The 26849-nt window shown below is 74.1% G+C and carries 22 protein-coding genes, 1 tRNA gene and 1 pseudogene; 7 read left to right on the forward strand and 17 right to left on the reverse strand.

Going from position 1 to position 26849, the window contains the following annotated elements:
• Window positions 1-37: 37 nt before the first annotated feature.
• From O4J56_RS07405 to O4J56_RS07445, 9 genes and pseudogenes are all read right to left on the reverse strand, one after another.
• Window positions 38-1249 (reverse strand): RNA-guided endonuclease InsQ/TnpB family protein, encoded by a 1212-nt coding sequence (locus O4J56_RS07405; protein WP_270684590.1) that lies wholly within the window; start codon window positions 1247-1249, stop codon window positions 38-40.
• A gap of 59 nt (window positions 1250-1308) precedes the next feature.
• Window positions 1309-1527: pseudogene (locus O4J56_RS07410) on the reverse strand (L-lactate permease); the annotation flags it as partial.
• Window positions 1528-1668: 141 nt separating this feature from the next.
• Window positions 1669-3624 (reverse strand): transcription termination factor Rho, encoded by a 1956-nt coding sequence (rho, locus tag O4J56_RS07415; RefSeq protein ID WP_270684592.1) that lies wholly within the window; start codon window positions 3622-3624, stop codon window positions 1669-1671.
• 383 nt (window positions 3625-4007) lie between these two features.
• The gene (gene thrB / locus O4J56_RS07420; RefSeq protein ID WP_270684594.1) at window positions 4008-5003 is read right to left on the reverse strand and encodes a homoserine kinase; all 996 of its coding nucleotides are present in this window, start codon (window positions 5001-5003) and stop codon (window positions 4008-4010) included.
• Window positions 5000-6058 (reverse strand): threonine synthase, encoded by a 1059-nt coding sequence (gene thrC / locus O4J56_RS07425; protein ID WP_270684630.1) that lies wholly within the window; start codon window positions 6056-6058, stop codon window positions 5000-5002. The genes thrB and thrC overlap by 4 nt, the downstream gene beginning before the upstream one ends.
• A gap of 79 nt (window positions 6059-6137) precedes the next feature.
• Window positions 6138-7436 (reverse strand): homoserine dehydrogenase, encoded by a 1299-nt coding sequence (locus O4J56_RS07430; RefSeq protein ID WP_270684595.1) that lies wholly within the window; start codon window positions 7434-7436, stop codon window positions 6138-6140.
• 62 nt (window positions 7437-7498) lie between these two features.
• Window positions 7499-8890: a diaminopimelate decarboxylase gene (gene lysA, locus O4J56_RS07435; protein ID WP_270684597.1), complete on the reverse strand. Its 1392-nt coding sequence runs from the start codon at window positions 8888-8890 to the stop codon at window positions 7499-7501.
• A gap of 66 nt (window positions 8891-8956) precedes the next feature.
• Window positions 8957-10051: a DALR anticodon-binding domain-containing protein gene (locus tag O4J56_RS07440; protein ID WP_270684599.1), complete on the reverse strand. Its 1095-nt coding sequence runs from the start codon at window positions 10049-10051 to the stop codon at window positions 8957-8959.
• A complete protein-coding gene (locus O4J56_RS07445; protein ID WP_270684600.1) occupies window positions 10051-10431 on the reverse strand; it encodes a response regulator transcription factor in 381 nt (126 codons plus the stop codon). The genes O4J56_RS07440 and O4J56_RS07445 overlap by 1 nt, the downstream gene beginning before the upstream one ends.
• Window positions 10432-10520: 89 nt before the next feature.
• On the opposite strand from O4J56_RS07445, the gene O4J56_RS07450 reads away from it, so the two are divergent.
• Window positions 10521-10592: transfer RNA gene (locus O4J56_RS07450), tRNA-Arg, on the forward strand.
• 212 nt (window positions 10593-10804) lie between these two features.
• Window positions 10805-11026, forward strand: a complete 222-nt coding sequence (locus O4J56_RS07455) for a hypothetical protein (protein WP_270684602.1) — start codon at window positions 10805-10807, stop codon at window positions 11024-11026.
• 7 nt (window positions 11027-11033) lie between these two features.
• Here the strand turns inward: O4J56_RS07455 and O4J56_RS07460 are convergent, their stop codons facing one another.
• Genes O4J56_RS07460 through O4J56_RS07470 form a run of 3 tightly spaced genes read right to left on the reverse strand, consistent with a single transcriptional unit; the run spans window position 11034 to window position 13282 of the window.
• Window positions 11034-11780, reverse strand: coding sequence for a hypothetical protein (locus O4J56_RS07460; RefSeq protein WP_270684604.1), 747 nt, complete (start codon window positions 11778-11780; stop codon window positions 11034-11036).
• 42 nt (window positions 11781-11822) lie between these two features.
• On the reverse strand, window positions 11823-12386 hold the full coding sequence (locus tag O4J56_RS07465) for a hypothetical protein (protein ID WP_270684605.1): 564 nt from the start codon (window positions 12384-12386) through the stop codon (window positions 11823-11825).
• Window positions 12387-12433: 47 nt separating this feature from the next.
• On the reverse strand, window positions 12434-13282 hold the full coding sequence (locus O4J56_RS07470) for an outer membrane protein assembly factor BamB family protein (RefSeq protein ID WP_270684607.1): 849 nt from the start codon (window positions 13280-13282) through the stop codon (window positions 12434-12436).
• A 179-nt stretch (window positions 13283-13461) separates the two neighbouring features.
• Here O4J56_RS07470 and O4J56_RS07475 point away from each other — a divergent pair, with 179 nt between their 5' ends.
• Window positions 13462-15258, forward strand: coding sequence for a gamma-glutamyltransferase family protein (locus tag O4J56_RS07475; RefSeq protein WP_270684609.1), 1797 nt, complete (start codon window positions 13462-13464; stop codon window positions 15256-15258).
• An 89-nt stretch (window positions 15259-15347) separates the two neighbouring features.
• Complete coding sequence (locus O4J56_RS07480) at window positions 15348-17087, forward strand: pyruvate dehydrogenase (RefSeq protein ID WP_270684611.1); 1740 nt, start codon at window positions 15348-15350, stop codon at window positions 17085-17087.
• Here the strand turns inward: O4J56_RS07480 and O4J56_RS07485 are convergent.
• Both O4J56_RS07485 and O4J56_RS07490 read right to left on the reverse strand, forming a co-directional pair.
• The gene (locus O4J56_RS07485; protein WP_270684613.1) at window positions 17059-18567 is read right to left on the reverse strand and encodes a sodium:solute symporter family protein; all 1509 of its coding nucleotides are present in this window, start codon (window positions 18565-18567) and stop codon (window positions 17059-17061) included. The genes O4J56_RS07480 and O4J56_RS07485 overlap by 29 nt on opposite strands.
• A complete protein-coding gene (locus O4J56_RS07490) occupies window positions 18564-18833 on the reverse strand; it encodes a hypothetical protein (RefSeq protein WP_270684615.1) in 270 nt (89 codons plus the stop codon). Before O4J56_RS07490 ends, O4J56_RS07485 begins: the two co-directional genes overlap by 4 nt.
• 194 nt (window positions 18834-19027) lie before the next feature.
• Between O4J56_RS07490 and O4J56_RS07495 the strand changes: the two genes are divergently transcribed.
• A complete protein-coding gene (locus O4J56_RS07495; protein WP_270684617.1) occupies window positions 19028-19510 on the forward strand; it encodes an inorganic diphosphatase in 483 nt (160 codons plus the stop codon).
• Window positions 19511-19540: 30 nt separating this feature from the next.
• On the opposite strand, the gene O4J56_RS07500 is transcribed toward O4J56_RS07495, so the two are convergent.
• From O4J56_RS07500 to O4J56_RS07510, 3 genes are all read right to left on the reverse strand, one after another.
• Complete coding sequence (locus O4J56_RS07500) at window positions 19541-21073, reverse strand: carboxylesterase/lipase family protein (RefSeq protein WP_270684619.1); 1533 nt, start codon at window positions 21071-21073, stop codon at window positions 19541-19543.
• 509 nt (window positions 21074-21582) lie between these two features.
• Window positions 21583-23154, reverse strand: coding sequence for a glycerol-3-phosphate dehydrogenase/oxidase (locus O4J56_RS07505; protein ID WP_270684621.1), 1572 nt, complete (start codon window positions 23152-23154; stop codon window positions 21583-21585).
• Complete coding sequence (locus tag O4J56_RS07510; RefSeq protein ID WP_270684623.1) at window positions 23151-23771, reverse strand: TetR/AcrR family transcriptional regulator; 621 nt, start codon at window positions 23769-23771, stop codon at window positions 23151-23153. The genes O4J56_RS07505 and O4J56_RS07510 overlap by 4 nt, the downstream gene beginning before the upstream one ends.
• Window positions 23772-23827: 56 nt before the next feature.
• On the opposite strand from O4J56_RS07510, the gene O4J56_RS07515 reads away from it, so the two are divergent.
• Entirely contained in the window at window positions 23828-25420 is a 1593-nt protein-coding gene (locus tag O4J56_RS07515) for an FAD-binding oxidoreductase (RefSeq protein WP_270684632.1), read from the forward strand.
• Between the two features lie 9 nt (window positions 25421-25429).
• The gene (locus tag O4J56_RS07520; protein WP_270684625.1) at window positions 25430-26245 is read left to right on the forward strand and encodes a protein phosphatase 2C domain-containing protein; all 816 of its coding nucleotides are present in this window, start codon (window positions 25430-25432) and stop codon (window positions 26243-26245) included.
• Window positions 26246-26849: the final 604 nt, after the last annotated feature.

The raw sequence follows: 26849 nt of genomic DNA on the forward strand, positions 1-26849 counted from the left end.
GAACTGGAACAGGCTGAACTTGGCTTCATCTCCGCGCCTAAAAGCCGGAGATTCCAGCGGTCACCCGCTGGAGTTCCTGCTTCACCGACGACCGCCCCGTCCGGGAGGACTCCCGTCGAGGTCTCACACCGTCTCCACAGGCCGATGCCGCCAGCCCGGCGGCCTTGATGTTGATCGCCGCATTCACGTCGCGGTCATGGACCGCACCGCACCCACAGCCCCATTCCCGAACGTCTACCGGCAGGCGCTCCCGGAGCGCCCCGCAGGCCGAGCACAGCCTTGTGGAGGGGAAGAACCGGTCGACGACGACCAGCTCCCGGCCGCGCCAGGCCGCCTTGTATTCCAGCATGTTCCGCAGCATGCGCCAGGACGCATCGGAGATCGCGCGAGCCAGGCTTCGGTTCTTGACCATGTTGCGCACGGACAGGTCCTCGATCACGACCACTTGGTTTTCGCGGACGAGCCGAGTGGAGAGCTTGTGCAGGAAGTCCTTCCTGCGGTCGGAGATCCGGGCGTGCACCCGGGCCACCGCGCGGCGGGCTTTGGCCCGGTTGTTCGATCCCTTCTGCTTCCGGGACAGTTCTCGCTGGGCCCTGGCCAACCTGTTCCGGTCGCGCCGCTCATGTTTAGGGTTGGCGACCTTCTCCCCGGTGGAAAGGGTCACCAGCGAGGCCACCCCGGCGTCCAAGGCCACCGCCCGATCCGTCGGCGGCGCCGCCTCCGGGATATCGGTGCACAGCAGAGAGACGAACCAACGCCCGGCCGCATCACGCGAGACGGTCACCGTTGACGGTTCCGCGCCCTCGGGAAGCGGCCGAGACCACACAACGCGCAGCGATCCGGCCATCTTCGCCAAGTACAGCTCGCCGCCACGCATGCAGAACGCGCTGCGGGTGTACACCGCGGAGTCGCGCGTCTTCTTCTTGCACTTGAACCTGGGGTACCGGGCACGCTTTGCGAAGAAGTTGGTAAATGCCGCCTGCAGGTGGCGCAGGGCCTGCTGCAGCGGCACCGAGGACACCTCGTTCAGAAAGGCCAGCTCCTCGGTGCGCTTCCAGGCGGTGAGCATCGCCGAGCTGGCGTTGTAGGTCACCCGCTCACCGCGCTGGCGCCAGGCCTCGCTTCGGGCAGCCAAGGCTTTGTTGTAAACGAGCCGGACGCAGCCGAACGTGCGGCTTAGCTCAGCCGCCTGTTCGGGAGTGGGGTAAAAGCGGTACTTGAACGCCCGCTTCACTCTCCGGCTCGACATGGTCACAATTTAGCGCACCTGCATACAGGGGTACCACTGTTTGCTGATATTCCCCGAATGACGATGTAGAGGAGTCCGGCGGCCAGGATCAGGCCCTGGGCGCTGGAGGCGGCGATGACCGTCCAGTCCACGTCCCAGACGCCGGCGGCGACGGCCACGACCACCGCGTACCCGGCGGGCATGGCGTACTTGGCGGGCCAGCGCAGGCCGACCAGCAGGATGCCGACGGTCAGAACGGGGGCCAGGGCGAAGAGGCTGAGCAGGGCGAGGTCGTCCATCCAGGCAACTCCCGGGGGGAATGGAGTACACCGTATACACGAGCTGGGAGGATGCTAAGCCCGGCGTGTGGGCCCCGTAAAGGCACCGGAGGACGCGAAAGCGGCCCTCCCCGCACGGGAAGGGCCGCCGCGGCGCTCGGGCTAGTCGCCCCCGGGGCTGGTCTTCTGCACCTGCATCAGGAACTCGGCGTTGCTCTTGCTGTCCTTCATCTTGTCCAGGAGCAGCTCGACCGCCTGCTGGGTGTCCAGCGCGTGCAGCACCCGGCGGAGCTTCCAGATGATGGACAGCTCCTCCTGGGACATGAGGATCTCCTCCTTGCGGGTGGAGGAGGCGTCCACGTCCACGGCCGGGAAGATGCGCTTGTCGGCCAGCGACCGGTTGAGCTTGAGCTCCATGTTGCCGGTGCCCTTGAACTCCTCGAAGATGACCTCGTCCATCCGCGAGCCGGTCTCCACCAGCGCGGTGGCCAGGATCGTCAGCGAGCCGCCGTTCTCGATGTTGCGGGCGGCGCCGAAGAACCGCTTGGGCGGGTACAGCGCGGTGGAGTCCACACCGCCGGAGAGGATGCGCCCGCTGGCCGGGGCGGCCAGGTTGTAGGCGCGGCCCAGGCGGGTGATGGAGTCCAGCAGCACGACCACGTCCAGGCCCATCTCCACCAGGCGCTTGGCGCGCTCGATGGACAGCTCGGCCACGGTGGTGTGGTCCTCGGCCGGGCGGTCGAAGGTGGAGTGGATGACCTCCCCCTTGACCGTGCGCTGCATGTCGGTGACCTCTTCGGGCCGCTCGTCGACGAGGACGACCATGAGGTGGCACTCGGGGTTGTTCTCGGTGATCGCGTTGGCGATGGACTGCAGCACCATCGTCTTGCCCGCCTTGGGCGGGGAGACGATCAGCCCGCGCTGCCCCTTGCCGATCGGCGCGACCAGGTCGATGATCCGCGTGGTCAGCACGTTGGGCTCGGTCTCCAGGCGGAGCCGGTCCTGCGGGTACAGCGGCACCAGCTTGGAGAACTCGGGGCGGTTGCGGGCCTGGTCGGGCGCCATCCCGTTGATGGTGTCCAGGCGCACCAGCGCGTTGAACTTCTCGCGGCGCTCGCCCTCGCGGGGCTGGCGCACCGCGCCGGTGATCGCATCGCCCTTGCGCAGGCCGTACTTGCGCACCTGGGCCAGCGAGACGTAGACGTCGTTGGGCCCGGGCAGGTAGCCGGTGGTGCGCACGAACGCGTAGTTGTCCAGGATGTCGAGGATCCCGGCCACCGGCAGCAGGACGTCGTCCTCGCTGATCACCGGCTCGGTGTCCTGGCGGTCGCGGCCGCGGCGGTCGCGCCGGTCCCGGCGGCGCCCGCGGCGGCGCCCGCCGCCGGAGTCGTCGTCGGCGCCCTGCCGGCCGCCCTGGCCGCCGGAGCCGCCGTGCTGCTGGCCGCCGTCGCCGTGGCCCTCGGCGGGGCCGTCCTCGCGTCCGCCCCGGTTGCGGCGGTTGCGCTGGCGCTCGCGGCCCTGCTTGCGGCCCTCGCCGCCGTCGGAGCCGCTCTTCTGGGAGGTGCTGGAGGTCTTCACACTGCTCGCGGAGGTCGGGGTCTCGGTCGCTTCCGCGGCCGCCGGGGCCTGCTCGGCCTCGTCGGAGCGGCGCCGCGCCGAGCGGCGGCCGCGGCCCGCGGTGTCCTTGTCGGCCTTGGGGCCGTCCTGCTCGGTGCTCTTGTCGGCGCCGCCCTTGTCGGCGCCCTTGCCGCCGCCCCCGGCGGCCCGGCCCTTCTTGGCGGACCCCCCGGCGGAGCCCTTCTCCGGGGCCTCCTTCGGCGCGTCCTTCCGGTCGGCCTGGGGGGTGGCCACCGGGCCGCCCTGCTTGGCCTCGATGGCGGCGATGACGTCGTTCTTGCGCATCCGCCCCGTGCCGGTGATGCCCAGGCTCGACGCGAGCCGCTGGAGCTCGGTGAGCTTGAGCGCCGACAGCCCGGTGGCGCCGGAGCCGGCCCGGGACCGGGCCGGGGCGCTCTTGGCGGCGCGCGCCGCGCCGTCGCCGGCGTCCGCAGCGGGCGCGGTGGATTCGTCGTTGGTGCTGACCGCCGCGTCCGTGTGGAGTTCGGTGGTGTCGCTCACTAAGGGTCCTTCCCAAGGAGCGGGCTCGTGCCGTTGTCTTGTCATGAACGGCCGGCCCGGTGGTGCGAACCGGCGGGGGCCGGGTCGGGCGTGCCCCACGTGGTTGTCGGGAACCGTCGGTCGGCGCCCTTACCCAATCGCGGCGGGCTCTGGGTACAGCCAGACGTCGGGGCGGTGAACTCGATGGATCGTCCCGCGGACCGTTCTGTCGCTCTCGCCGGGCGAGGACGGCGCCTCGGTGGGATGGGCGGGGCCGCGGGGGCGACGTGAGCTCGACACGGGGGCCGGGCCGCGCGACGCGGAGGTCCCTGTGGCGGATGAGCACACGCCCCGCAACGGGGCATCTGGTGCTACGACCAGCCTAACATCACCGGAGCCCAAGGCTATTCCTCGACACTGGTCAATGAACGGGGAGAACTGATCCGCACCCCAGCCGGATCGATTGCTAAGGGGCGTATGTGCCAACCCGTACCCGTTCGGGCGTGAATCGAATCAACCGCATCCCGATGGATTTGCCCGGCATCGCCCGCCACTGGGGCGTTTCGGGCACCGGTGCCCCCATCGGCGGCGAGCACCAGCACGGTGGGCCCCGCGCCGGACACCACCGCGGGCAGGCCGTCCCGTCCGCGCAGGTCGGCGGCCAGGCGGGCGCTGTCGGGCATGGCGGCGGCGCGGTAGCGCTCGTGCAGGCGGTCCTCGGTCGCCTCCAGGAGCAGCTCGGGGTGGCCGGAAACGGCCGCGGTGAGCAGCGCCGCCCGGCCCGCGGTGAACGCGGCGTCGGCGTGCGGCACCTCGGCGGGCAGCAGCCCGCGCGCGGCCTCGGTGGACAGCTCGGCGTCGGGGACGCACACCACCGGCCGCAGCCGGGGGTCGGGCTCCAGGCGCAGCGCCCGCCAGGCGCCGCGCCCGCCCCAGGACAGGGTGAACCCGCCGTACACGCAGGGGGCCACGTTGTCGGGGTGGCCCTCGATGTCGGCGGCGGTGCCGAACACCCAGTCCCGGTCGACGTCCCCGCCGGGGCCCACACGCCGCATCAGGGCGGCGGCGGCCGCCACCCCGGCGGTGATCGCCGAGGCCGACGAGCCCAGGCCGCGCCCGTGCGGCACGGCGTTGCGGCAGCGCAGCTCCACGCCCGGGGGCCGCTCCCCCGCGGCCTCGTAGGCGGCGCGGAAGGCGCGGGCGACGAGGTGGTCGGGGCCCTCGGGCACCGTCCCGGCGCCCTCGCCCTCGACCGCCACGCGCACCCGCCCGTCGTCGCGGACCCTCGCCTCCACCTCGTCGTGCAGGTCCAGGGCCAGACCCATGGCGTCGAACCCGGGCCCCAGGTTCGCGCTGGTGGCCGGGGTGCGCACGCGCACCCCGGCGGGCGCGGCGCTCACGCCAGGCCCAGGGCGCCCGCGGCGGCGCGGGCGTCCACCGGGACCGTGGTCGCCGACGAGGCCCCGGCCAGGGCCCAGTCGGGGTCCTTCAGGCCGTTCCCGGTCACCGTGCAGACCACCCGGGAGCCGGGCTCGACCAGCCCGGCCTCGGCGCTCTGCAGCAGCCCCGCGACACTGGCGGCCGAGGCCAGCTCCACGAAGACGCCCTCCTCGGCGGCGAGCATCCGGTAGGCGGCCAGGATCTGCCGGTCGGTGACCGAGTCGATGGCGCCGCCGGACTCGTCCCGCGCCTGCTCGGCGGTGCGCCAGGAGGCGGGGTTGCCGATGCGGATCGCGGTGGCGATGGTGCGCGGGGAGCGCACCGGCTCGCCGCCGACGATGGGCGCGGCGCCGCTGGCCTGGAAGCCGAGCATGCGCGGGGTGCGGGTGGCCGGGCCGTCGTCGGCGAACTCCCGGTAGCCCATCCAGTAGGCGGTGATGTTCCCGGCGTTGCCCACCGGCAGGCAGTGCACGTCGGGGGCGTCGCCCAGGGCGTCGACCACCTCGAAGGCGGCGGTCTTCTGGCCCTGCAGCCGGTAGGGGTTGACCGAGTTGACCAGCGCCACCGGGTAGTCGACCGACAGCTTGCGGGCCAGCTCCAGGCAGTCGTCGAAGTTGCCGTCGACCTGCAGCAGCTTGGCGCCGTGCACGAGCGCCTGGGCGAGCTTGCCCATGGCGATCTTGCCCTGGGGCACCAGCACCGCGCACGTCATGCCGGCGCGCACCGCGTAGGCGGCGGCGCTGGCGCTGGTGTTGCCGGTGGAGGCGCAGATGACCGCCTTCGCGCCGTCCTCGGCGGCCTTGCTGATGGCCATCGTCATACCGCGGTCCTTGAAGGAGCCGGTGGGGTTGAGGCCCTCCACCTTCAGGAAGACCTCGCATCCGGTCAGCTCCGACACCCGCCGCGCCGGTACCAGCGGGGTGCCGCCCTCCTGGAGGGTGACCACCGGGGTGTTCGCCGTGACGGGGAGGCGGTCGCGGTACTCCTCGACCACCCCGCGCCACGCCCGTGCCATGCTCACGACAGGGACCTCTCGCGATCAGAAGTGATTGATCAGAAGTGATTCGGAAAACGCGGGAACCCGCGCCAGCAGTCTAGATGCCCGTGCCCAGCGCCTCGACCCGCATCACGCTGGCGACCGAGCGCACCTCGTCCAGGGCGCGCAGCCGCTCGACGGTGGCGTCCAGCGCCGCGTCCGGGGCCGGGTGGCTGACCAGAACGAGCTGGGCGTCGTCGCCGCGGCCCTCCTGGCGCACGTTCATGATGGACACCCCGTTCTCGGCGAACACCTCGGCCACCCGGGCCAGCACGCCGGGCCGGTCGGCCACGTCCAGGGACAGGTGGTAGCGGGTGACGGTGGCGCCCATCGGGTGCACCGGCAGGCCGGTGTCGTGCGCGCCCTCGCCCACCGAGGTGGAGGCCAGCCGGTTGCGGCCCACCGCGACCAGGTCGCCGAGCACGGCGCTGGCGGTGGGGGCGCCCCCGGCGCCGGCCCCGTAGAACATCAGCCGCCCGGCCGACTCGGCCTCCACGAACACGGCGTTGTAGGCGCCGCCGACGGTGGCCAGCGGGTGCTCGCGGGGCAGCATGGCCGGGTGCACGCGCACGCCGACCGAGGCGCCGTCCTCGGAGAGCTGGCAGATCGCCAGGGGTTTGACGACGCAGCCCATGGCCTTGGCGCTGGCGATGTCGGCGGCGGTCACCCCGGTGATGCCCTCGCGGTGCACGTCGGCGGCGGTGACCTGCCGGGTGTGGAAGGCCAGCCGGGCCAGGATGGCGGCCTTGGCGGCGGCGTCGAAGCCCTCCACGTCGGCGGTGGGGTCGGCCTCGGCGTAGCCCAGCGCCTGGGCCTCCTCCAGGGACTCGGCGAACCCGGCGCCCTGGGAGTCCATCCGGTCCAGGATGAAGTTGGTGGTGCCGTTGACGATGCCCATGACGCGGCGGACGCGGTCCCCGGCCAGCGAGTCGCGCAGCGGCCGCAGCAGCGGGATGGCCCCGGCGACCGCGGCCTCGTAGTACACGTCCACCCCGGCCTCGCGGGCGGCGTCGTGGATGGTGGCGCCGTCCTCGGCGAGCAGCGCCTTGTTGGCGGTCACCACCGACTTGCCGGCCTTGATCGCCGCCAGGATGAGCGAGCGGGCGGGCTCGATGCCGCCGATCACCTCCACCACCAGGTCGATGTCGTCGCGCGTGACGAGGGACGCGGCGTCGGTGGTGAACAGCTCGGGGTCCAGGCCCGTGCCGCGGGTGCGGCCCAGGCGCCGCACCGCGATCCCGCCGATCTCGACGGGCGTGCCGATACGCGCGGCGAGCTCCTCGGACTGCTCGTCGATCAGGCGGACGACCTCAGCACCAACGACGCCGCATCCGAGCAGCGCCACCTTCATCGCCATAGGGGGGTGACTCCCGCTTCTCTCATGTGCTTGTGCGGTTCCTGTCCTGCTTGCGGACCTGCTCAGCCCCGGTCGAGGCGGAGCAGGTCCTCCTCGGTCTCCCGGCGCACCAGCGTCCGGGAGCTCCCGCCGCGCACGGCGACCACGGCCGGGCGCGGCAGGTGGTTGTAGTTGCTGGCCATCGAGTGGCAGTAGGCGCCGGTGGCGGCCACCGCGACGAGGTCGCCGGGGCGCAGGTCCCGGGGCAGGTGCAGGTCGTTCACGATGATGTCGCCGCTCTCGCAGTGCTTGCCGACCAGGCGGGAGAGCATCGGCTCGGCGGAGCCGGCGCGGGAGGCGGGGGCGCAGGTGTACTCGGCGCCGTACAGGGCGGTGCGGATGTTGTCGCTCATGCCGCCGTCGACGCTGACGTAGGTGCGGATGCCCTCGACGTCCTTGACGGTGCCGACGGTGTAGAGGGTGACCCCGGCGGGGCCGGCGACGGCGCGTCCGGGCTCGACCGACAGCCGGGGCACCGGCAGGCCCCCGGCCTCGCACTCGCGGGCGACGATGGCGCTGAGGCTCTGCGCGATGTCCTTGGCGGCCAGCGGGGTGTCGGCGGGGGTGTAGGCGATGCCCAGGCCGCCGCCCAGGTCCAGTTCGGACAGGGTGGCGCCGGTGTCGGCGTGGATCCGGGCCAGGAACGCGGCGACGCGGCGGGCGGCGACCTCGAACCCGGCGGTGTCGAAGATCTGCGAGCCGATGTGGGAGTGCAGGCCGACCAGGTCGATGTGGTCGGAGTCGAGCAGGCGGCGCACGGCGCGCTCGGCGGCGCCGGTGCTCAGCGCCAGGCCGAACTTCTGGTCGTCGTGGGCGGTGGCGACGAACTCGTGGGTGTGCGCCTCCACGCCGGTGGTGACGCGCACCAGCACCCGGGGGCGGGCGCCGCGGTCGGCGGCGATGCGCTCCAGGCGGTCGATCTCGTCGAAGGAGTCGACGATGATGCGGCCCACCCCGGCGTCGACGGCGCGGGCCAGCTCGGACTCGGACTTGTTGTTGCCGTGCAGGCCGATGTCCTCGGCGGGGAACCCGGCGGCCAGGGCGACGGCCAGCTCGCCGCCGCTGCACACGTCGAGCTTGAGCCCCTCCTCCTGCACCCACCGGGCGACGGCCTTGGTGAGCAGGGCCTTGCCCGCGTAGTAGACGTCGGCGCCGACGGCGGAGAAGGACTCGCGGAACTCGCGGGCGCGGGCGCGGAAGTCCTCCTCGTCGAGCACGAACAGGGGGGTCCCGTACTCGCGGGCGAGCTCGGTGGCCGCGACCCCGCCCAGCACGATCTCCCCGTCGGCGCGGTGGGCGCCGCCGGGCCACACCCGCGGGTCGAGGGCGTAGAGGTCCTCGGGCGGGGCGGGCGGGTGGTCCTCGGGCAGCACGTCCGCGTGGCGTGGGCCTGCGGGGTGGGCGTAACGGCTCATGTACGGCTCTCGGCGGTGTGTCGGGGCTCTGGGAAGCGTGTCACGGGCGGGGCGGGGCCGGGGTGCCTAGAGCCTTGTGGGCGCGGTCACACCGAGAAGGAGGAGGCCGGCTCCGAGGACTCCGGACACGGCGGCGCGCAGGTCCTGCCGGTAGGCGGCGCGCTCCCCCGCTGCCCCCGCGCCGTCGCGGGGACCGGCCCACACATGGTAGGCCGTGGCGAGCCCCTCCAGGTATCTGACCAGCATATGGGGTCGCCCACGCCGCCCGGCCGCGGCGGCTGCGCCGGGCCCGTCGTAGAGGGCGCCGAGGAGTCCGGTCAGTTCCGGGTCGGGCTCTCCCGGAAGGTGCAACGCGGGTCCGGCCGCGTCTCTTCCCTCCTCCTCCGCTCCCGCCTCCCATTCCCGCGCCGTCACGGCGTGCGCGTGGGCGTAGCGGACGGCGAAGGCGGGGTTGTCGGCGGTGAGGCGGGCCCAGGCACCGGGGGCGTCGGCGGTGGGCAGGGCGGGCAGGCCGGGCCCGGTGAGCTCGCCGGGGCGGGGCTGCTCGGAGAGCGAGCGGCAGAACGCGAAGCGGGCGGAGGCCTCGCCGACGGCGGCGATGAGGCGGCCGGGCGGGGTGTCGAGGCGGGGACGGTCCACGAGCGGCTCCCGCCAGCCGACGCCGGTCCGCACGTCCTCCGCTCTCCTGCCCCCTTCCCCTTCTTCTCCCCTCCCCTCCAACCTCCTGCGGGCGTCATCGCGGGCGGCGGAGCGGGCGGCGTGCAGGGTCGGGAGGGCAGCCAGGTCGGTCAGCCCGGGGAGCGGGGACGGGGGGCGCCGCCCGGAGTGGAGGAACACCGCCCCGTCGCGGGCGTCGAGGATGAGGGGCCCGAAGAGGCGGGGCTCGGGGGTGAGGAGGAGGCGCCCGCCGGGGGCGGCGGAGGCGTCGGCGATGCCGTCCTCGTGTCTGAGGCGGTCGGCGATGGCACGGGCGAGCGGCTCCGCGCCGTCCCCCGCCTTCTGCCCCACCCTCAGGGCGATGGCAGAGGTGAGGCCCAGGGCGTCCTTCTCCCGCCGGGGGTCGGCCGGGGGGAGGGCGCCGGGGTCGGCCCCCAGCGCATCGGCGGCGGCGCGGCGCACGGCGGCGTCGACCTCCCAGGGGGAGGCGGAGGCGAGCGCCATCAGGCGACCCCGGCGAGCTCGCGGACGGTCCCGATGAGCTCGTTCGGGTCGAAGGGCTTGGTGAGGTAGGCGTCGACGCCGAGCTCCTCGCCGCGCTTGAGGTCCTCGCCCTGGGCGCGGGCGGTGATGAGCACGACCTTGGCCTCGCGGGTGCCGGCGTTCTCGCGCAGGCGGGTGGCGGTGACCCAGCCGTCGAGCCGGGGCATCATGACGTCGAGCGTGATGACGTGCGGCCGCACCTCCTCGGCCCGCTCCAGGCAGTCCCGGCCGTCGACGGCCTGGTGCACCTCGAACCCTTCGAGCTGCAGATTCACCGCTATGAGCTGCCTGATGACCTCGTTGTCGTCGACCACCAGGACCCGAGCCGCCTCTTCACCCACGTCCGCGAGGGTAGCGCCCGCACCACCGCCCGCGCGGCCGTTTCGCACGATCCACCTCCGGAGTACTGCTAGAGTGGATCACGCAGCGCGCCCCCTTAGCTCAGGGGATAGAGCAACGGCCTCCGGAGCCGTGTGCGGAGGTTCGAATCCTCCAGGGGGCACTGTCAAGACCAGCGGGATCGCTTCGGCACCCGCTGGTTTTTCGTGTGCCCGGCCCTTTCAGGACACACGGCTCCGACAGGCCGTTGCTCCTTCTCCCTGCCGCCGAGCACTTCCCTGGCCCGTGGCGGGGCCGCCACCGGAACCCCGGACGTGTCGTGCCCGTCCGATCCGCCGCACGGGGCCGGAGACGGCCCTTTACTCCGATGAGCGGATGGAGGCGGAAACAGCCATGGCCGAACAGCCCGGTCACAGGGTGAAGCTGCGCAACGGTATGGACCTGTCGTGCGTGGTGTGCCGGAACGACTCCTTCCATGAGCGCGAGTGGCAGCTCAACACCGCGGGGATGAGCTTCTTCAATCTGGACTTCCTCAACCGGAGCGCGATCTGTTACATCTGCGCGGAGTGCCGGTACATCCACTGGTTCAACCTCTGAGGCCGACTCACCGGTCCTTTGCGAAGGGCTCCGGGTCGATGACGTCCTTCGGCGGGGTGTAGGTCGCGCAGACCCAGGCGGTAAGGGTCATCAGTCCGGCGAGCACGGCCCACACCAGTGTCGCGGCCCAGAGCCGGTTGACCAGGTCCCCGAGGAACATGGGCATCAGGAGTCCGGCGAACGGCAGCGCCAGGCCGAGGCCGAGCGCGGCGGCCATCGCCCTGGTCGGGGTCCGCCGCCACCGGATGAGCCGCAGCCCGGTGACGGCGGCGACCACCGTCCCCGACGGGGCGAGGATGAGCGCGAGGACCAGGGCGGTGTGCCGCATGTCGATCGGGTACAAGCCGGTGCGCTGGGTCATCCCCTCCGCCGCGATCTCCCTGGGCAGGCCCCGCCACACCGTGCCGGTCACCTTCTGCCCGTCGTCCAGGGTCCGCAGGACGGGGCCCCTGCCGTCCATGTCGACCCTGATCCGGGTGCCGTCCTCGGCGTTGAGCGTCAGCGCGCGCGTGCCGCTCCTGCCCCTCTCATTGACGATGTCGGAGGCGGTGAACTCCTGCTCCCACAGGCACTCGGCCGCCTCCTCGGGCGGGGAGGGGCAGGGCTCGGCGGCCAGGTAGGCACGGTTGTCCCGGTGCCCGTCGGCGAGGTTGACGGCGACGGCATAGGCGGCACCGCCCACCAGGGCGAAGCCGTACAGGAGGGCGACAACGCTGCCGAGGGCGCTGCGCAGGATCCGACCGGGGGACAGCATGTCCCGATCATCCCAGTACAGCCGCTTCGGCCCGACGGAGGATCAGCCGATGGCGTAGAGCGGGCGGACCCGCTCGCCGTCGTCGGTTCGCTTCCCCAGCAGGCGCGGTGGGAGCGCGAGGTAGTAGCGGCCGTCGGACACGCTCACCCGGGCCTCGTCGGCGAAAGTGTCGAACAGCCGCGGGAGCCCGTCGGCGACCACCTCGGCGGCGCCTTCACCATCGGCGGGGAAGGCGAGGAGGCGCAGGTCCACCCCTTCGTCTTCGCTCATCGGGGTCGACGACGCCCCTGGGGCGTGGAGCGCGAGGACGAGGACCCGGCCGTCCTCGACGGCCAGCACCTCTCGGGGCACGTACCCCTCGGCATAGCGAGCCCATCGGGTCTGCCCGGTCGTCAGGTCGACGGCGGCCGTGCGGTCCCAGATCCTCCTCGTGTCGGACGCGATCAGGTAAAGGGTTCCATCGACGACGGGGTGGTCCCACTCCCCCGGGCCTTCCAGGTATTCGTAGTATTCGTATTCGGGCGCCTCGTCCGGCTCGTCGGGGAGCGCCTCCTGCTCCTGTCCGACGTGGACGGTCTCCGCCTCGCCGCCGTCGAACACATACACATCGAATCCACCGTCGGGCAGTCTGCACTCTTCCCCCCAGCAGGACCTCACGAGCGGATCTCCCGACAGAAGCGGGGCCCTCTCTCAGGCGCGTCACTGCGTCCCGACAGGCCTCCCGTCCCGGTGTCGAGGACACCGACACGCCACCGTTCGTCACAGGCGCCCTGAACCGCCAGCTCCCCCGTCCCTCTGGGCAACAGGTACTGCTCCGTCATGGAACAGCGGTCGCCGGAGAACAGCGGGTCCTCCTCCCGCCACATCTCCCGCCCCTCCTTGTCGGCGTCCAGGCCGACCAGGATCTCCGCCCGCTGGACCACCACACGCGGACCGTCGGCCCACACCCCTGCCCCGGTCGCGTCCGGCATTCGCCCCGCCTCCTCGCCGATCCCCGCCCACGGGGATCCGACCTGGGCGGTCCACACCTCCTCACCGCTCTCCAGATCGAGGGCGACCACGGTGCGGCAGGCGTTGCCGTAGATCCCGTACTCGTTGTCGACATCGTCCTCTTCGACGAGGACGACCCCGATGTCCCCCTCCTCCCCGGCGGGGGTCTCGGCCGCGGCGCACAGCCCCCGGCCCTCCGGGGTGAACTCCCAGAGCAGCTCCCCCTCGTCGGGGGTGTAGGCGGCCACCCCTCGCTGGTCGGCATGCACGACGGCACCGGCCCTCGGCCATAGGGCGGCCCAACCGTCGAAGCGCGAATACGCCGGGTTCGGGTCGTCGTCCGCGGGTGCCTCCCAGGCGACGGTCAAAGCCTCCTCTTCCCCTGTGACCTCGATCGACGGCGCGGTCTCCGGTTGAGCCCCGACCAGGACGACACCCCCGGCGGCCAGGGTGACGACTCCCGCCGCGATGCCGAGTCTCCACACTGGCGGCAGGCGTCTGCGTGTCGTCACGGGTCGGCTCCTGGGGTCCGGGGGCGGGAGGACGAACCGGCATGCTCGCGGCCCGGAGAGGGCGCGCACAAGGCCTTTCGAGCAGGATGGAAACCCGCCCACCCCGGCCCCCTGCCGTCGGGGAGGTGGCGCGGTATACCGTGTGCACCGTCACAGCGGCGCATAGGAGGGACCATCGGATGAGCGGATTCACCACCCGGCCCGAGCTGCGCGGGAGCTTCGGGATGGTCGCCTCGACGCACTGGATCGCCAGTGCCGTCGGGATGTCCGTCCTCGAACGCGGCGGCAACGCCTTCGACGCGGCGGTCGCCGCCGGGTTCACCCTCCAAGTGGTCGAACCCCACCTCAACGGGCCCGGCGGTGAGGTGCCGATCATCTTCCAGGCCGCCGGAGAGCGCCCCGCCGTGCTCTGCGGGCAGGGCCCCTCCCCCGCCGCCGCCGTCCCCGAGGCGTTCGACGGGATGGGGCGGATCCCCGGCAGCGGCGTGCTCCCCGCCTGCGTCCCCGGGGCCTTCGACGCCTGGGCGCTGCTCGCCCGCGACCACGGCACCCTGCCGCTGCGCGACCTGCTCTCCCCCGCCATCGGCTACGCCCGCTCCGGCTTCCCCCTGATGCCGCAGATCACCGAGAAGATCGCCGCCGTCCGCCCGGTGTTCCTGGAGCACTGGCCCACCTCCGCCGAGGTGTGGCTGGACCGCGGCGGCGCGGTCCCCGACCCCCGCGGGTTCCACCGCAACCCCGCCCTCGCCGACGCCTACGAGCGGCTCCTGCGCGAGGCCGAGGCCTCCGCCCGCGGCCGCGAGGGGGTCTACGACGCCGCCCGCCGCGTCTGGCGGGAGGGCTTCGTCGCCGAGGCGATCCTCGACTTCCTCGCCGACCCCGTGCCCAGCGGCACCGGGGAGCCGCACCGGGCCCTGCTCACCGGTGACGACCTGGCCTGCTGGAGCGCCACCTACGAGGAGACCTGCAGCATCGACCACGCGGGCCTGACCGTGCACAAGACCGGGCCCTGGGGCCAGGGACCGGTCTTCCTGCAGCAGCTCCGCCTGGCCGAGGCCCTGGGAACCGGGGACGCCGACCCGCTCTCGGCCGACTTCGTCCACCTGGTCACCGAGGCCGCCAAGCTCGGCTTCGCCGACCGCGAGGCCCACTACGGCGACCCGCGCTTCGCCGACGTCCCCCTGGAGGCCCTGCTCTCGCACGCCTACGCCGCCGACCGCGCCGCGCTGGTCACCGCGCAGGCCTCCCTGGAACTGCGCCCCGGATCCCCCGGAGGCCGCTCCCCCTACCTGCCCGACCTGGAGTTCGACGCCGACGCGAGCGCCGCCGACCGCGCCGGGGGCGAGCCGACCGTGGAGCGCTCCGGCGCCCAGCGCGGCGACACCTGCCACCTGGACGTCGTCGACGCCGAGGGCAACATGGTGGCCGCCACCCCCTCCGGCGGCTGGCTGGCCAGCTCCCCCGTCATCCCCGGCCTGGGGTTCCCGCTGGGCACCCGCGGCCAGATGTTCTGGCTCGACCCGCGCTCGCCCAGCGCCCTGGCCCCGCGCAAGCGCCCCCGCACGACCCTGTCGCCGACGCTGGTCACCCGGGGCGGGGAGCCGGTGGCGGCGCTCGGCACCCCCGGCGGCGACCAGCAGGACCAGTGGTCGCTGACGCTCTTCCTGCGCCTGGTGCACGGGGCCGCCCACCCCCTGGAGGGGGACCTGCAGGCGGCGATCGACGCCCCCATGTTCCACACCAACTCCCTGCCCAGCTCCTTCTACCCGCGGGAGGTCGTGCCCGGCGAGCTGGTGGTCGAGGACCGCCTGGGCGCCGAGGCCATCGACGAGCTGCGCCGCCGGGGCCACCGGGTCACCGTCTCGGGCCCGTGGACCCTGGGGCGGCTGTCGGCCGTGGTCCGCGACCCGGCGAGCGGGGTGCTGCGCGCCGCCGCCAACCCGCGCGGCGCCCAAGGCTACGCGGCCGGGAGGTGACGCCCGGGCGACCGCCCGCCGGGTAAAAGATCGGCCCGGGCCCGTGTGCCGCCGCCGCACCCCGGGCCCGGGCGCCTAGCGTCCGGGGCATGGCTACCGAGCGCATCGCCGACCAGTTGGTGCAGGTCCTGCTCGAAGCGGGCGCCGAGCGGATCTACGGCGTGGTGGGCGACAGCCTCAACCCCGTGGTGGACGCCGTGCGCCGCAGCGGCCGCCTGGAGTGGGTGTACGTCCGCAACGAGGAGGCCGGCGCGTTCGCCGCCGCGGCCGAGGCGCAGACCACCGGCCGGCTCGCGGTGTGCGCGGGCTCCTGCGGCCCCGGCAACACCCACCTCGTGCAGGGCCTGTACGACGCCCGGCGCAGCGGGGCCCCGGTCCTCGCGCTGGCATCGCAGATCCCGTCGCGGCAGATCGGCACCGACTACTTCCAGGAGACCCGCCCCGACCGGCTGCTGGGCGAGGCGGCCGACTACACCGTGCAGGTCGCCCACTCGGGCCAGATGCCGCGGCTGGCGCGGATCGCGGTGCAGGAGGCGATGGGCGCCCCCGGCACCGCCGTACTGGTGCTGCCGGGCGACGTGGCCGACGAGGAGGCCTCCGCGCCCGCCGGGACGGCGGCCCCCTGCCTGGCGCCGGCCACCGTGCACCCCGACCCCGGGGCGGTGCGCGAGCTGGCGCGCAGGCTGGACGCGGCCGAGTCGGTGGCGCTCTTCTGCGGCGCCGGGGTGCGCGGCGCCCGCGACGCGGTGCTGTCGCTGGCCGACCGCCTCAACGCCCCGGTCGGGCACACCCTGCGCGGCAAGGAGTGGATCCAGTACGGCAACCCGTTCGACGTGGGCATGATCGGCCTGCTGGGCTACGGGGCGTGCCACGAGGCGCTGCACGAGGCCGACCTCGTGCTGATGCTGGGGTGCGACTTCCCCTACGACGAGTTCCTCCCGGGCCGCGACACCGTCCAGGTGGACCGGGACGCCCGCCGGCTGGGCCGCCGCACGCCCCTGGTGCAGGCGGTCCACGGGGACGTCGGGGCGACCCTGGAGGAGGTGCTGCCGCTGCTCACCCGCGACCACCCCGAGCGGTTCCTGGTGTCGATGCTCAAGCGGCACGAGCGCGCGCTGTCGAAGGTGGTGGAGGCCTACACGCACGACATCGAGCGGATGCGCCCCATCCACCCCGAGTACGCCGCGCGCCTGCTGGACGAGGCGGCCGACGACGACGCGGTGTTCACCGTCGACACCGGCATGAACAACGTGTGGGCCGCCCGCTACCTGTCCCCCAACGGGCGACGGCGCATCATCGGGTCGTTCACGCACGGCAGCATGGCCAACGCCCTGCCGCACGCCATCGGGGCGGCGTTCGCGGGAGGCGGCCGCCAGGTCGTGGCGATGGCGGGCGACGGCGGGCTGAGCATGCTCATGGGCGAGCTGCTGACGGTCGTGCAGTACCGCCTGCCGGTGAAGACCGTCGTCTTCAACAACGCGTCCCTGGGGATGGTGAAGCTGGAGATGATGGTCGACGGCCTGCCCTCCTTCGGCACCGACCACCCGCAGGCCGACTTCTCGGCGATCGCCCGCGCCTGCGGGATGCCCGCGTGGCGGGTGGAGGACCCCGCCGGTGTCGACGGGGCCCTCCGGGAGGCGTTCGCGGCGGACGGCCCGGCGCTGGTGGAGCTCGTCACCGACTCCAACGCCCTGTCCATCCCCGCGCACATCAAGGCCGGGCAGGTGAAGGGCTTCGCGCTGTCCGCCGGGCGCACCGTGCTGGAAGGGGGCGTCGGGAAGATGCTCGACCTCGCGCGCTCTAATCTGCGGAACGTTCCGCGTCCCTGACCCCGGGCACGGGGACGGGCCCGGCCCCCGGCCGCCGCATGAGCGAGCCCACCACGCACACCAGCGTGTTCAGGGCCAGCCCGACCAGGCCGCCGTGGACGCCGTACACGTCCTCGACCCCGGCCAGGACCAGTCCGCCCGCGAGCGCCGCCCCGGCCGCCATGCCCCAGAACACCGGCCCCTCGGCCAGCCGCTTCCAGTACAGGCCGAGGATGAACGCGGGCGCCACCTGGATGAGCAACTCGAACTTGAGCACGAAGATGTTCACCAGCAGGGTGGGCGGGTTCCACGCCAGCACCAGCAGCACCGCGACGGCGGCCACGCCGACGCCCTTGCCGACCGCCACGGCCTTCTTCTCGTCGGCGCCGGGCGCGATGTGCCGCGCGTAGACGTCCTTGGAGATGATCGAGGACAGGGACAGCAGCACCGAGTCGGCGGTGGACACGATGGCCGCGACGACGCCGCCGAACAGCAGGATCATCATGACGTAGAAGAACACGTTGATCCCGGCGACCTCGTTGGCGATGAGCCCGACCAGCTGTTCGGATTCGGTGTCGTCCAGCCCGGGGAAGAGCCGGATGCCGATGAGGCCCACGGCGAACACCACGCCGGTGGTGACCAGGGGCATCCAGGCCATCCGGGACAGGGACCGCTTGAGGGTGCGCTCGCTGTCGGCCGCGTAGATGCGCTGTACCGCGTGCGGGTACAGGGCCGCGCCGATGCCGACCATCACCACCAGGGACAGCCAGTTGACCGAGTCGCGCACCGGCGGCACCGCCGCCTTCTCGGGCTCGTTGGCGATGATGTGGTCGACCACCCCGCCCAGGGAGCCCCCGGCCAGCCACAGCCCTCCGGCGAGCAGCACGGTGACGCCGACCAGGAGCGCGATGCCCTGCATGACATCGGTGAAGGCGACCGCCCGCATGCCGCCCATCCAGGAGTAGGCCAGCATCACCACGACGAATCCGATGACCGCCGCCTGGTAGGGGACGGTGCCGCCGGTGAGCCCGGCGATGCCGTGGCCCATCGCGACCAGCTGCTCCAGCAGGAAGTTGGCCAGCGCCCAGAGCATCAGCAGCGCGGCCAGCAGGGGGCCGCGGGCGCCGCCGAAGCGGTAGCGCATCCAGTCGGTCGGGGTCACGAACCCCTCGCGCTTGGCGACGGTGTACAGCCGGGGCGCGAAGAGCAGGTAGCCGCCGATGATGGCGGTCATGAAGGTGACCGACTGCCACCAGGTGAAGCCGGACCGGTAGGCGGCCGGGGCGTAGCCGACCACGTTGTTGCCGCTGTACTGGCTGGCGTAGAGGGTGAAGAACAGGACGACCGCGCCCAGGTGGCCGCCCGCCAGGTAGTAGCTCTTCAGGCCGTCGCGCACGCCGGGCCGGCGGCGGCTCACCCAGAAGCCGATGCCCAGCATGATGACGGCGTAGGCGGTGAGGACGGCGATCCCGGGGGCGCCGCCGAAGGTCAGCTCGTTCACGCGCCGCCCTCGCCTTCGTCCTCGTCGGCCATCGCCCACTGGGTCCGGCACACATGGCTCAGGTGGGCGGCCAGGGCGACGGTGAAGGCCATGCTCACCAGGGCCCACAGGGGGACGCCGAGGACGAGGGGGTGGACGGTCCCCGGCGGCCAGTACCAGGGCACCCCGCCGACGATGAGCACGGCGGTCACGATCCACACCCACGGTCGGCGTATCGGTTCGCGGGGCGCGCGCGGGCGCCCGGCGTCCTCGGATGTACCGGTCACACCTGCCTCCTCGATCGTGGACCGTCAAAGCAGGGCAATGTTAGCCAGTTCACATCGTGGACAGTATGCAGCCCCGCCTCTGTGGGCCCCCGTGGGGCCGGAGGGGCGCCGGGGGGCGCCGAGGAGGGTCGGGCGGCCGGCGAGCGGGTAGGAGCCGGACGCCGGGCGCCGCCCGTGGGCCGGAAGGAGCGCGCATGAACCTGGACATGGTCGTGGAGATCCCGCAGGGGTCGCAGAACAAGTACGAGATGGACCACCGGTCGGGCCGGATCCGGCTGGACCGCACCCTGTTCACCTCGACCCAGTACCCGGCCGACTACGGCTTCTTCCCCGGGACGCTCGCCGAGGACGGCGACCCGCTGGACGCCATGGTGCCGCTGGAGCAGCCGTCGTTCCCCGGGTGCCTGGTGCGGGTGCGGCCGGTGGCGGTGTTCTGGATGCGCGACGAGAAGGGGCCGGACGCCAAGGTGCTGTGCATGCCGGCGGGCGACCCCCGCCTGGAGCACATCCGCGACCTGAAGGACCTGCCCGAGTTCCAGCGCCGGGAGGTCACCCACTTCTTCGAGATCTACAAGCTGCTGGAGCCGGGCAAGAGCTCGGAGGTCCGCGGCTGGCAGGACCGGAGCGCCGCGATCGCCGCCATCGAGGACGCGCGCGAGCGCGCCGGGGCGGGCTGAAGGAGCGGGCCGGAGGGCGGGCCGGCGCCGCTAGCGCGTCGCCGGGACCGCGTCCCAGAGCCGCCGGGTCTCCGCCCCGGGGTCCTCAACCAGGGACGACTCCGGGTCGGCGAACCGCCACACCGGTCGGCTCACCGGGTTCCACGGCGCCCACCCCGGGTCGCCGGTGCGGGCGAACCGCACCCAGGCGGACCGGATCTCGCCGGAGAGCCGCTCCGGCGGCGCGTCCCCCACCAGCTCACCGGCGCGCGGCAGGGTGTCGAACAGGAACGGCAGCTCGACCCCGTGGCAGGCGCCCAGCTCCCCGCCGAACCCCGGTGAGCGCCAGGCGAACTCGTAGCCGTAGGCGCGCACGCCCACCCGCGAGCGGGCCTCCAGCACCCGGTAGGCGGGGATGCGGAAGTACGCGTCGCCGAGCAGCGCCGTGTGGGCCTCCCCCGGGCCGCCCGGGTGCTCGGCGGTGTAGACGGCGGCCGCCTTGGCCTCCAGGCCCAGCCGCGCCACCGCGTCGGCCAGGTCCTTCTCGGCGCCGGAGCGGTGGGTGCCCGCCGGGACGGCGTAGCGCCGGAACTCCTCGGACGTGGTGCCAATGAGCAGGTCCACCTCGGCGCCGTCGCCCGCCCGCAGGCCGTCGACGGGGCGGCGGGTGACCAGCTCGCCGTCGACGACCGGCGCGAACGGCAGGGCGGCGGGGTGGGACAGCCGCTCGCCCCACACGGCCGGGTCGGGGCCGCCGGTGAACTCGTCGGCGATGGAGGCCTGGGCGTCCAGCAGCCGCGCGGCGGGCAGGCGGGACAGGACCGCGGCGGAGGCGGCGCGCACGCCCGCACGGCGGGCGAGGTGGGCGGCGACGCGCCGGGCGTCCCCGCTCCGGATGGCGTGGTGCCCGGCGCCGGACTGGGCGATGACGCGCCGGAACAGGCCGCGGGCGCGGGGCACGGCCATGAGGGTGACCGCGGACATGGCGCCGGAGGAGTGGCCGAAGACGGTGACCTTGCGCGGGTCGCCGCCGAACCGCTCGATGTTGTCGCGCACCCACTCCAGGGCGTGGATCTGGTCCAGCAGGCCGACGTTGGGGGTGCCGCCGTCGATCAGCGCGAAGCCCTCGGCGCCCACCCGGTGGTGGATCGCGACGGCGACGACGCCCTCCCGGGCCAGGGCGGCGCCGTCGGTGACGGAGGTGGGTCCGAAGCCCGGGCCGGCGCCCGCGCCGGAGCCGCGGTGGAACCCGTCGCCGGGGATCCACACCATGACGGGCAGCCCTCCGGCCCCGGGGCCGGGGTCGGGGGTCCACACGTCGAGGTTGAGGTAGTCGTCACCGGGCACCCGCCGGTCGGGCAGGAGGGGGCGCAGGGCCGGGTCGGGGGACGGCGGCGGCGCGGGCGGGGTGGGCCCGGGGACGGTGGCGTCCCGGACGTCGTCCCAGGGGGCGGGGTGCCGCGGAGGGCGGAACCGCAGGTCACCGACCGGGGGCGCGGCGTAGGGGATCCCACGGAAGACCGCGACCCCACCGTCGAAGGCGCCCCGCACCCGCCCGGTGACGGTGTCCACCACCGGCTGCATGATCGGCTCCCCTCCCGCGTTCCCTCCGGTCCTCACCCGTCCTACGGAGGTGGCGTTAAGGAGTCAATAGGGCGAAAGCCCTGGCGATGTCCTGTTCCGGACAGGAATGCCGGTCAACCGGGAATGACGCGAACGCGTGGTGCGCGTGGGAAGGATGGGGAGTGCCCCGGAGGCACGTTCCGGACGGGGTGGCGTGGCCCCTTCGGCCACCCGGCGAAGGGCGGCCGAAGGGGCCCACGCGCGGGGGGATGAGCTGCGTGACAGCGAGGACCCAACTGCGGACCGGTCCATCCCCGCACATGCGGGGAGCAGTTCACACGCCCCATCCGCTGGCCCAGCCGCGAGGGTCCATCCCCGCGCGGGCGGGGAGCTGAGTTCGCCGAGCTGCTGCTGTCCCTCGGCCGAGGGTCCATCCCCGCGCGGGCGGGGAGCTGTCTCGTTGACCTGGGGTTCCAGGGTGGCGGAACCCCCGCTCGTGCAACTTTACGCTTCCTCTTTCCGCATCGCGGCTAAAACCGCCGCCCCGACGCCCCGCTCCTCGCCCACTTGATCGCGTCCTCCGCCGCCTGGCGGCCCGCCTCCCTGTCCTCTGCCACCAGGCCCAGCCTCGTCCGCCGGTCCAGGATGTCCTCCGCTTCCAGCGCCCCCTCCGCCTTCACCGCGAAGCGCATCTCCGCCCCGGTCACCCCCGCCGCCACCGGGCGCAGGAGCTCCGGATCGCCCTCCGCCATGGCCATCACCTCCGGGGCCTCCGTGCCGTACCTGGCGATCAGCCTCCTCGGCGCCTCCACCGCGTCCAGCTCCTCCCACGGCGCCGCGCCGACCACCGGCAGCGCGCGCGTCCTGCACGCCCCCGCCCGCAGCCCTACCGACTCCACCGCGGCGTCCACGGCCTCCTCGGCCATCCTCCGGTAGGTCGTCAGCTTCCCCCCGACCACCGTCAGCACGCCCTCCCCCGACCGCAGCACGGCGTGCCGCCGGGACAGGTCGGCGCTCGGGCCGCCGCGGCCCCCGCCGTCCTCCAGCAGCGGGCGCAGGCCCGCGTACGCGCCCGCCACGTCCGACCGCTCCAGCGCCGTCCCCAGCGCCCGGTTCAGCACCTCCAGCAGGAACGCGACGTCCTCCTCCGGCGCCTCCGGGACCTCCGGCAGCGGGCCGTCCACGGGCTCGTCGGTCAGGCCGGCGAACACCCTCCCGTCCACCTGCGGCAGCGCGAACACGAACCGGTTGGCGGTCCCCGGCACCGGCACCATCAGCGCCGCCTTCGGCCGCCCAAGCGCCTCCGCCCTCAGGACGATGTGCGTGCCCCTGCTGGGCCGCAGCCGCACGTCCGGGACCAGTTCCCCCGCATAGACGCCCGCCGCGTTGACGACCGCGCGCGCCCGGACCTCGATCCTCCGCCCCGACCGCAGGTCCCGCAGCACCGCGCCGTCGCCGCCCAGGCGCTCGGCGGCGCACCGCGTGACGACCCGCGCCCCGAACCCGGCGGCGGTGCGCGCCAGCGCGACGACGAGGCGCGCGTCATCGGTCAGCTGCCCGTCGAAGGAGAGCACTCCCCCGCGCAGCCCCTCGGCGCGCACCCCCGGCAGCAGCCGCACCGTCTGCTCCGCCGTGAGCCTGCGCGACCGCGGCAGCGCCCGGCGTCCCGTCCCCGCCGCGACGCGCAGCACGTCTCCCACGGCCATCCCCGCGCGCGCCGCGACGGCGTTCGCGGCGCCCACGGCCTCGTGCAGCGGCAGCACCATGGGCAGCGTCCGCACCAGGTGCGGCGCGGTGGTCTCCAGCAGGATGCCGCGCTCGCGCGCGCTCTCCATGGCCACGCCGACCTGCCCCTTCGCGAGGTAGCGCAGTCCGCCGTGGACGAGCTTGGAGCTCCACCGGCTGGTGCCGTGCGCCAGGTCCCCGCGCTCAACGAGGGCGACCTTCAGACCGCGCGACGCCGCGTCGAGCGCGACCCCCGCGCCCGTGACCCCGGCGCCGACCACGAGCACGTCCACCGCGCCCCCGGCGGCCCCATCGCCCCCGTCGGCCAGGGCGTCGATGTCGGCCTCACGGCGCGCCGCGTCCAGGACCGTGCTCATCGCCCGCCCTCCGGCGCCAGATAGCCGTCGAGGACCCTGCGCGCCTCGGCGACGAGCGCGTCCTCGTCGAGCACGTCCTCGGTGAGGCGCCGGGAGGTCATCAGCGACTGCACGGACAGCAGCACGATGCGCGCCATCCCTTCGGCGTCGCCGTCCCTGATGGACCCGTCGACCTGCCCGTCCTCGATGCCGGAGCGGAGCAGGTCCAGCGCGGCGAACTGGCTGGTGCCCAGGCGCTGGAAGGCGTAGACGGCCATGGTCTCGGGCTCGTGGTCGATGATCCGGGTGAGCAGGGGGTGGTGCAGTGCCTCCCGCATCAGCCCTTCGGCCTGGGCGGTCAGCCGCCCCCGGGCGGTGCGCGCGCCCTCCGCGCCGCCGTCGCCGTCGCCGCCATCGCCGCCGGTGTCGTCGGCCCGGTCGAGCAGCGCCAGCAGCTCCCGGGTGAGCAGGTCGGCGACGAGGGCGGTGGCGTCCGGCCAGCGGCGGTAGACGGTCGGACGGCTCACCCCCGCCCTGCGGGCCACGTCGGTCAGGGTGGTGCGGCGGATACCGAAGGCCTCGACGCAGGCGCGGGCGGCGTCCAGGACCGCGTCCTCAACGTTACGTCTTGACGTCATGTGTAAAACTGTACGCCATGAGCATGCAGCAGCGCCCCGCCGCCCGCACCGGCGCGATGTCCTGGTACGCCTGGGGCGACCCGGACCGCGCCGCGCCCCTCGACCCGAACGTGCGCGCCCTGATCGCCCAGACCCTCGGCGCGGAGCTGCGCGACCTGCCTCCCGTGCCCGAGGACGCCGTGCGCCTGCCCGACCCTGCGCTGCCCGCGGCCGCCCGCGCCGACCTGGTGGACGCCGTCGGCGGCGACTCCGGCCGGGTGCGCGACGACCGCGCCGCGCGGCTGCGGCACGGCGCCGGGAAGTCCACCCCCGACCTGCTGCGCATGCGCGCCGGGCGGGACGTGCGGGCCCCCGACGCCGTCGTGCTGCCCGCCGCGCACGAGGAGGTGGAGGCGGTGCTCGCCGCCTGCTCCCGGCACCGGGTCGCGGTGGTGCCGTTCGGCGGCGGCACCAGCGTCGTCGGCGGGGTCGACCCGCTGCGCGGGCCGTTCGCCGCCGTCGTCGCGCTGGACCTGCGCGAGATGGACCGGCTGGTGCGCCTGGACGCCGAGTCGGGCACCGCCGTTCTGCAGGCCGGGCTGCGCACCCCCGAGGCCGAGGAGCTGCTGGCCGCGCACGGGTACACGCTCGGCCACCTGCCGCAGAGCTACGAGTACGCCACCATCGGCGGCTACGCGGCGACCCGTTCCAGCGGCCAGGCCTCATCGGGCTACGGCCGCTTCGACTCCATGGTGCTCGCGCTCAAGGCCGCCACCCCGCGCGGCACCCTGGAGGCGGGGCGCGCCCCCGCCTCCGCCGCCGGGCCGGACCTGCGCCAGCTCCTCCTCGGCTCGGAGGGCGTCTTCGGAGTGATCACCGAGGTGACGGTGCGCGTGCGGCCGCTCCCCTCGGCCCACCGGGACGAGGCGTGGGCGTTCCCCTCCTTCACCGAGGGCGCCGCCGCGCTGCGCGCCCTGGCGCGGTCGCCGCTGCGCCCGACCACGGCCCGGCTCTCCGACGAGACCGAGACCTTCGTCAACGCCGCACTGTCCGGCAAGGAGGCCGCCCCCGGCTGCCTCGCGGTGGTGGGCTTCGACGGAGAGGAGGACGACGTGGAGGCCCGGCGGGCGGCGTGCGCGCGCGTGCTGTCCGGGGCGGGCGGCACGCCGCTGGGGTCGGAGCCGGTCGCCGACTGGCGCGGCTCCCGGTTCCACGCCCCCTACCTGCGGGACACCCTGCTGTCGGCGGGAGTGCTCGCCGAGACCCTGGAGACCGCCGCCACGTGGGCGGACCTGCTGCCGCTCTACCGGGCGGTCTCGGGCGCGGTCTCCCAGGCCCTCAAGGGGCCGGAGGGCGACGCCGTGGTGCTGTGCCACATCTCGCACACCTACCCCGAGGGCGCCTCCCTGTACTTCACCGTGGTCACCGCGGCTGGGGAGGACCCGTCGGCGCGGTGGGAGCGCGCCAAGCGCGCGGCGGGGAACGCGATCGCGGAGGGCGGGGGCACCATCAGCCACCACCACGCCGTGGGCACCGACCACCTGCCGTGGATGGAGGCGGAGATCGGCCCTCTGGGCGCCGAGGTCCTGCGCGCCGTCAAGGAGCGCCTGGACCCCGAGGGCGTGCTGAATCCCGGGAAGCTCATCCCTCCGCCCCCGCAGCGCGCGTAGGGTTCCGCCGTGGACATCGCGTGGGCGTCGCGTCCGGGGGACGGCGCGTTCAACGAGGACGTGGCCGCCTCCGGCGGCGGCTGGGCCTTCGTGCTGGACGGGGCGACCGCGCCGCCGGGCGCGGAGGAGGCGTGCCGGCACAGCGTGCGCTGGACGGTGCGGCGCCTGGCGGCCGAGCTGGCGGCGCTCCTGGACGGTGTGGGGGACGAGGGCGCCCCGCGGCTCCCGCTCGTCTCGGCGCTGGAGGAGGCGACCGTCCGCACGCGCGCCGCGCACGGCCCCGGCTGCGACCCCGACCACCCCGACGCCCCGGCGACGACGGTCGCGGCGGTGCGCGCGGTCCCCGACGGCCTGGAGTACCTGGTGCTGGCCGACTCGGCGGTGCTGCTCCCGGTGCCCGGCGGCCCGCCGGAGGTGCTCACCGACGACCGGCTCGACCACCTGCCCGGCGGGCGCCCCTACAGCCCGGCGCTGGTGCGGGCGATGCGCAACGCGCCGGGCGGGTTCTGGGTGGCCGGGTCCCGGCCGGAGGCCGCGCGCGAGGCGCTGACCGGGGTGCGCCCGTTCCCGGCGGCGCCGGACGGCACCCCGGACCGGCGGTTCGCCCTGCTCACCGACGGCTGCACACGGCTGGCCGAGCGGTTCGGCCACGGCTGGGACCGGGTCTGGAAGTGCCTGGAGGACGAGGGGCCCAGGGCGCTGATCTCCTGGGTGCGGAGCGAGGAGATACGGAGCGAGGAGGCCCACACCGCGCCGCGGGGCAAGCGCCACGACGACGCGACGGCCCTCCTCGGCCGCCTGCCGGACCAGCACTTGCCGCGTTGACGCTTCTCGGGGGGGATGGACCCTACGGCCGCGGCTCAGGTCTCAGGTTCTCGCGGTCGGGGTGGGCGGCTGGGCCGGTACCCCGCTCCAGGCCTCGGCCGGGCGGCGGGTCGGCGAAGCGCCAGGCAGGGCAGCGACGAGGAAAGGTCGGTGGCCCACGCCGCAGCGCCGTCGGCCGCCGGGCGTGTGCGTGGTCACTGTGAATGGCAGCGACGGCGAGAGCGGGGCGGTTCCCGGGCCCTACCTGCCGTCCGTCCGGCTATTGGTGGTCTGGGAGGTCGGGCGGCTGAGCTGGTACCCCACTCCAGGCCCCGGCCGGGCGGCGGGTCGGCGAAGCGCCAGGTAGGGGCAGCAACGAGGAAAGGCCGGCGGCCCGCACTGAAGCGCTGTCGGCCGTCGGGCGTGCGGATGGTCACCGTGAATGGCAGCGACGGCGAGAGCGGGGCGGTTCCCGGGCCCTGCCTGCCGTCCGGCGGGCCCCTCGCGGTCCGGGCAGTGGCGCGACCGGGTGGGCGAATGGCCAAGCGCGCTCGTGGCGCCCGCACCCCCGGTGCCGCTCCTCGTTGATCTCGGGGAAAACGCCCCTACCGGGCCGGTTTTAGCG

Source organism: Nocardiopsis endophytica (assembly GCF_027706725.1).
In the GTDB taxonomy this organism is placed as follows: Bacteria; Actinomycetota; Actinomycetes; order Streptosporangiales; family Streptosporangiaceae; genus Nocardiopsis_A; species Nocardiopsis_A endophytica.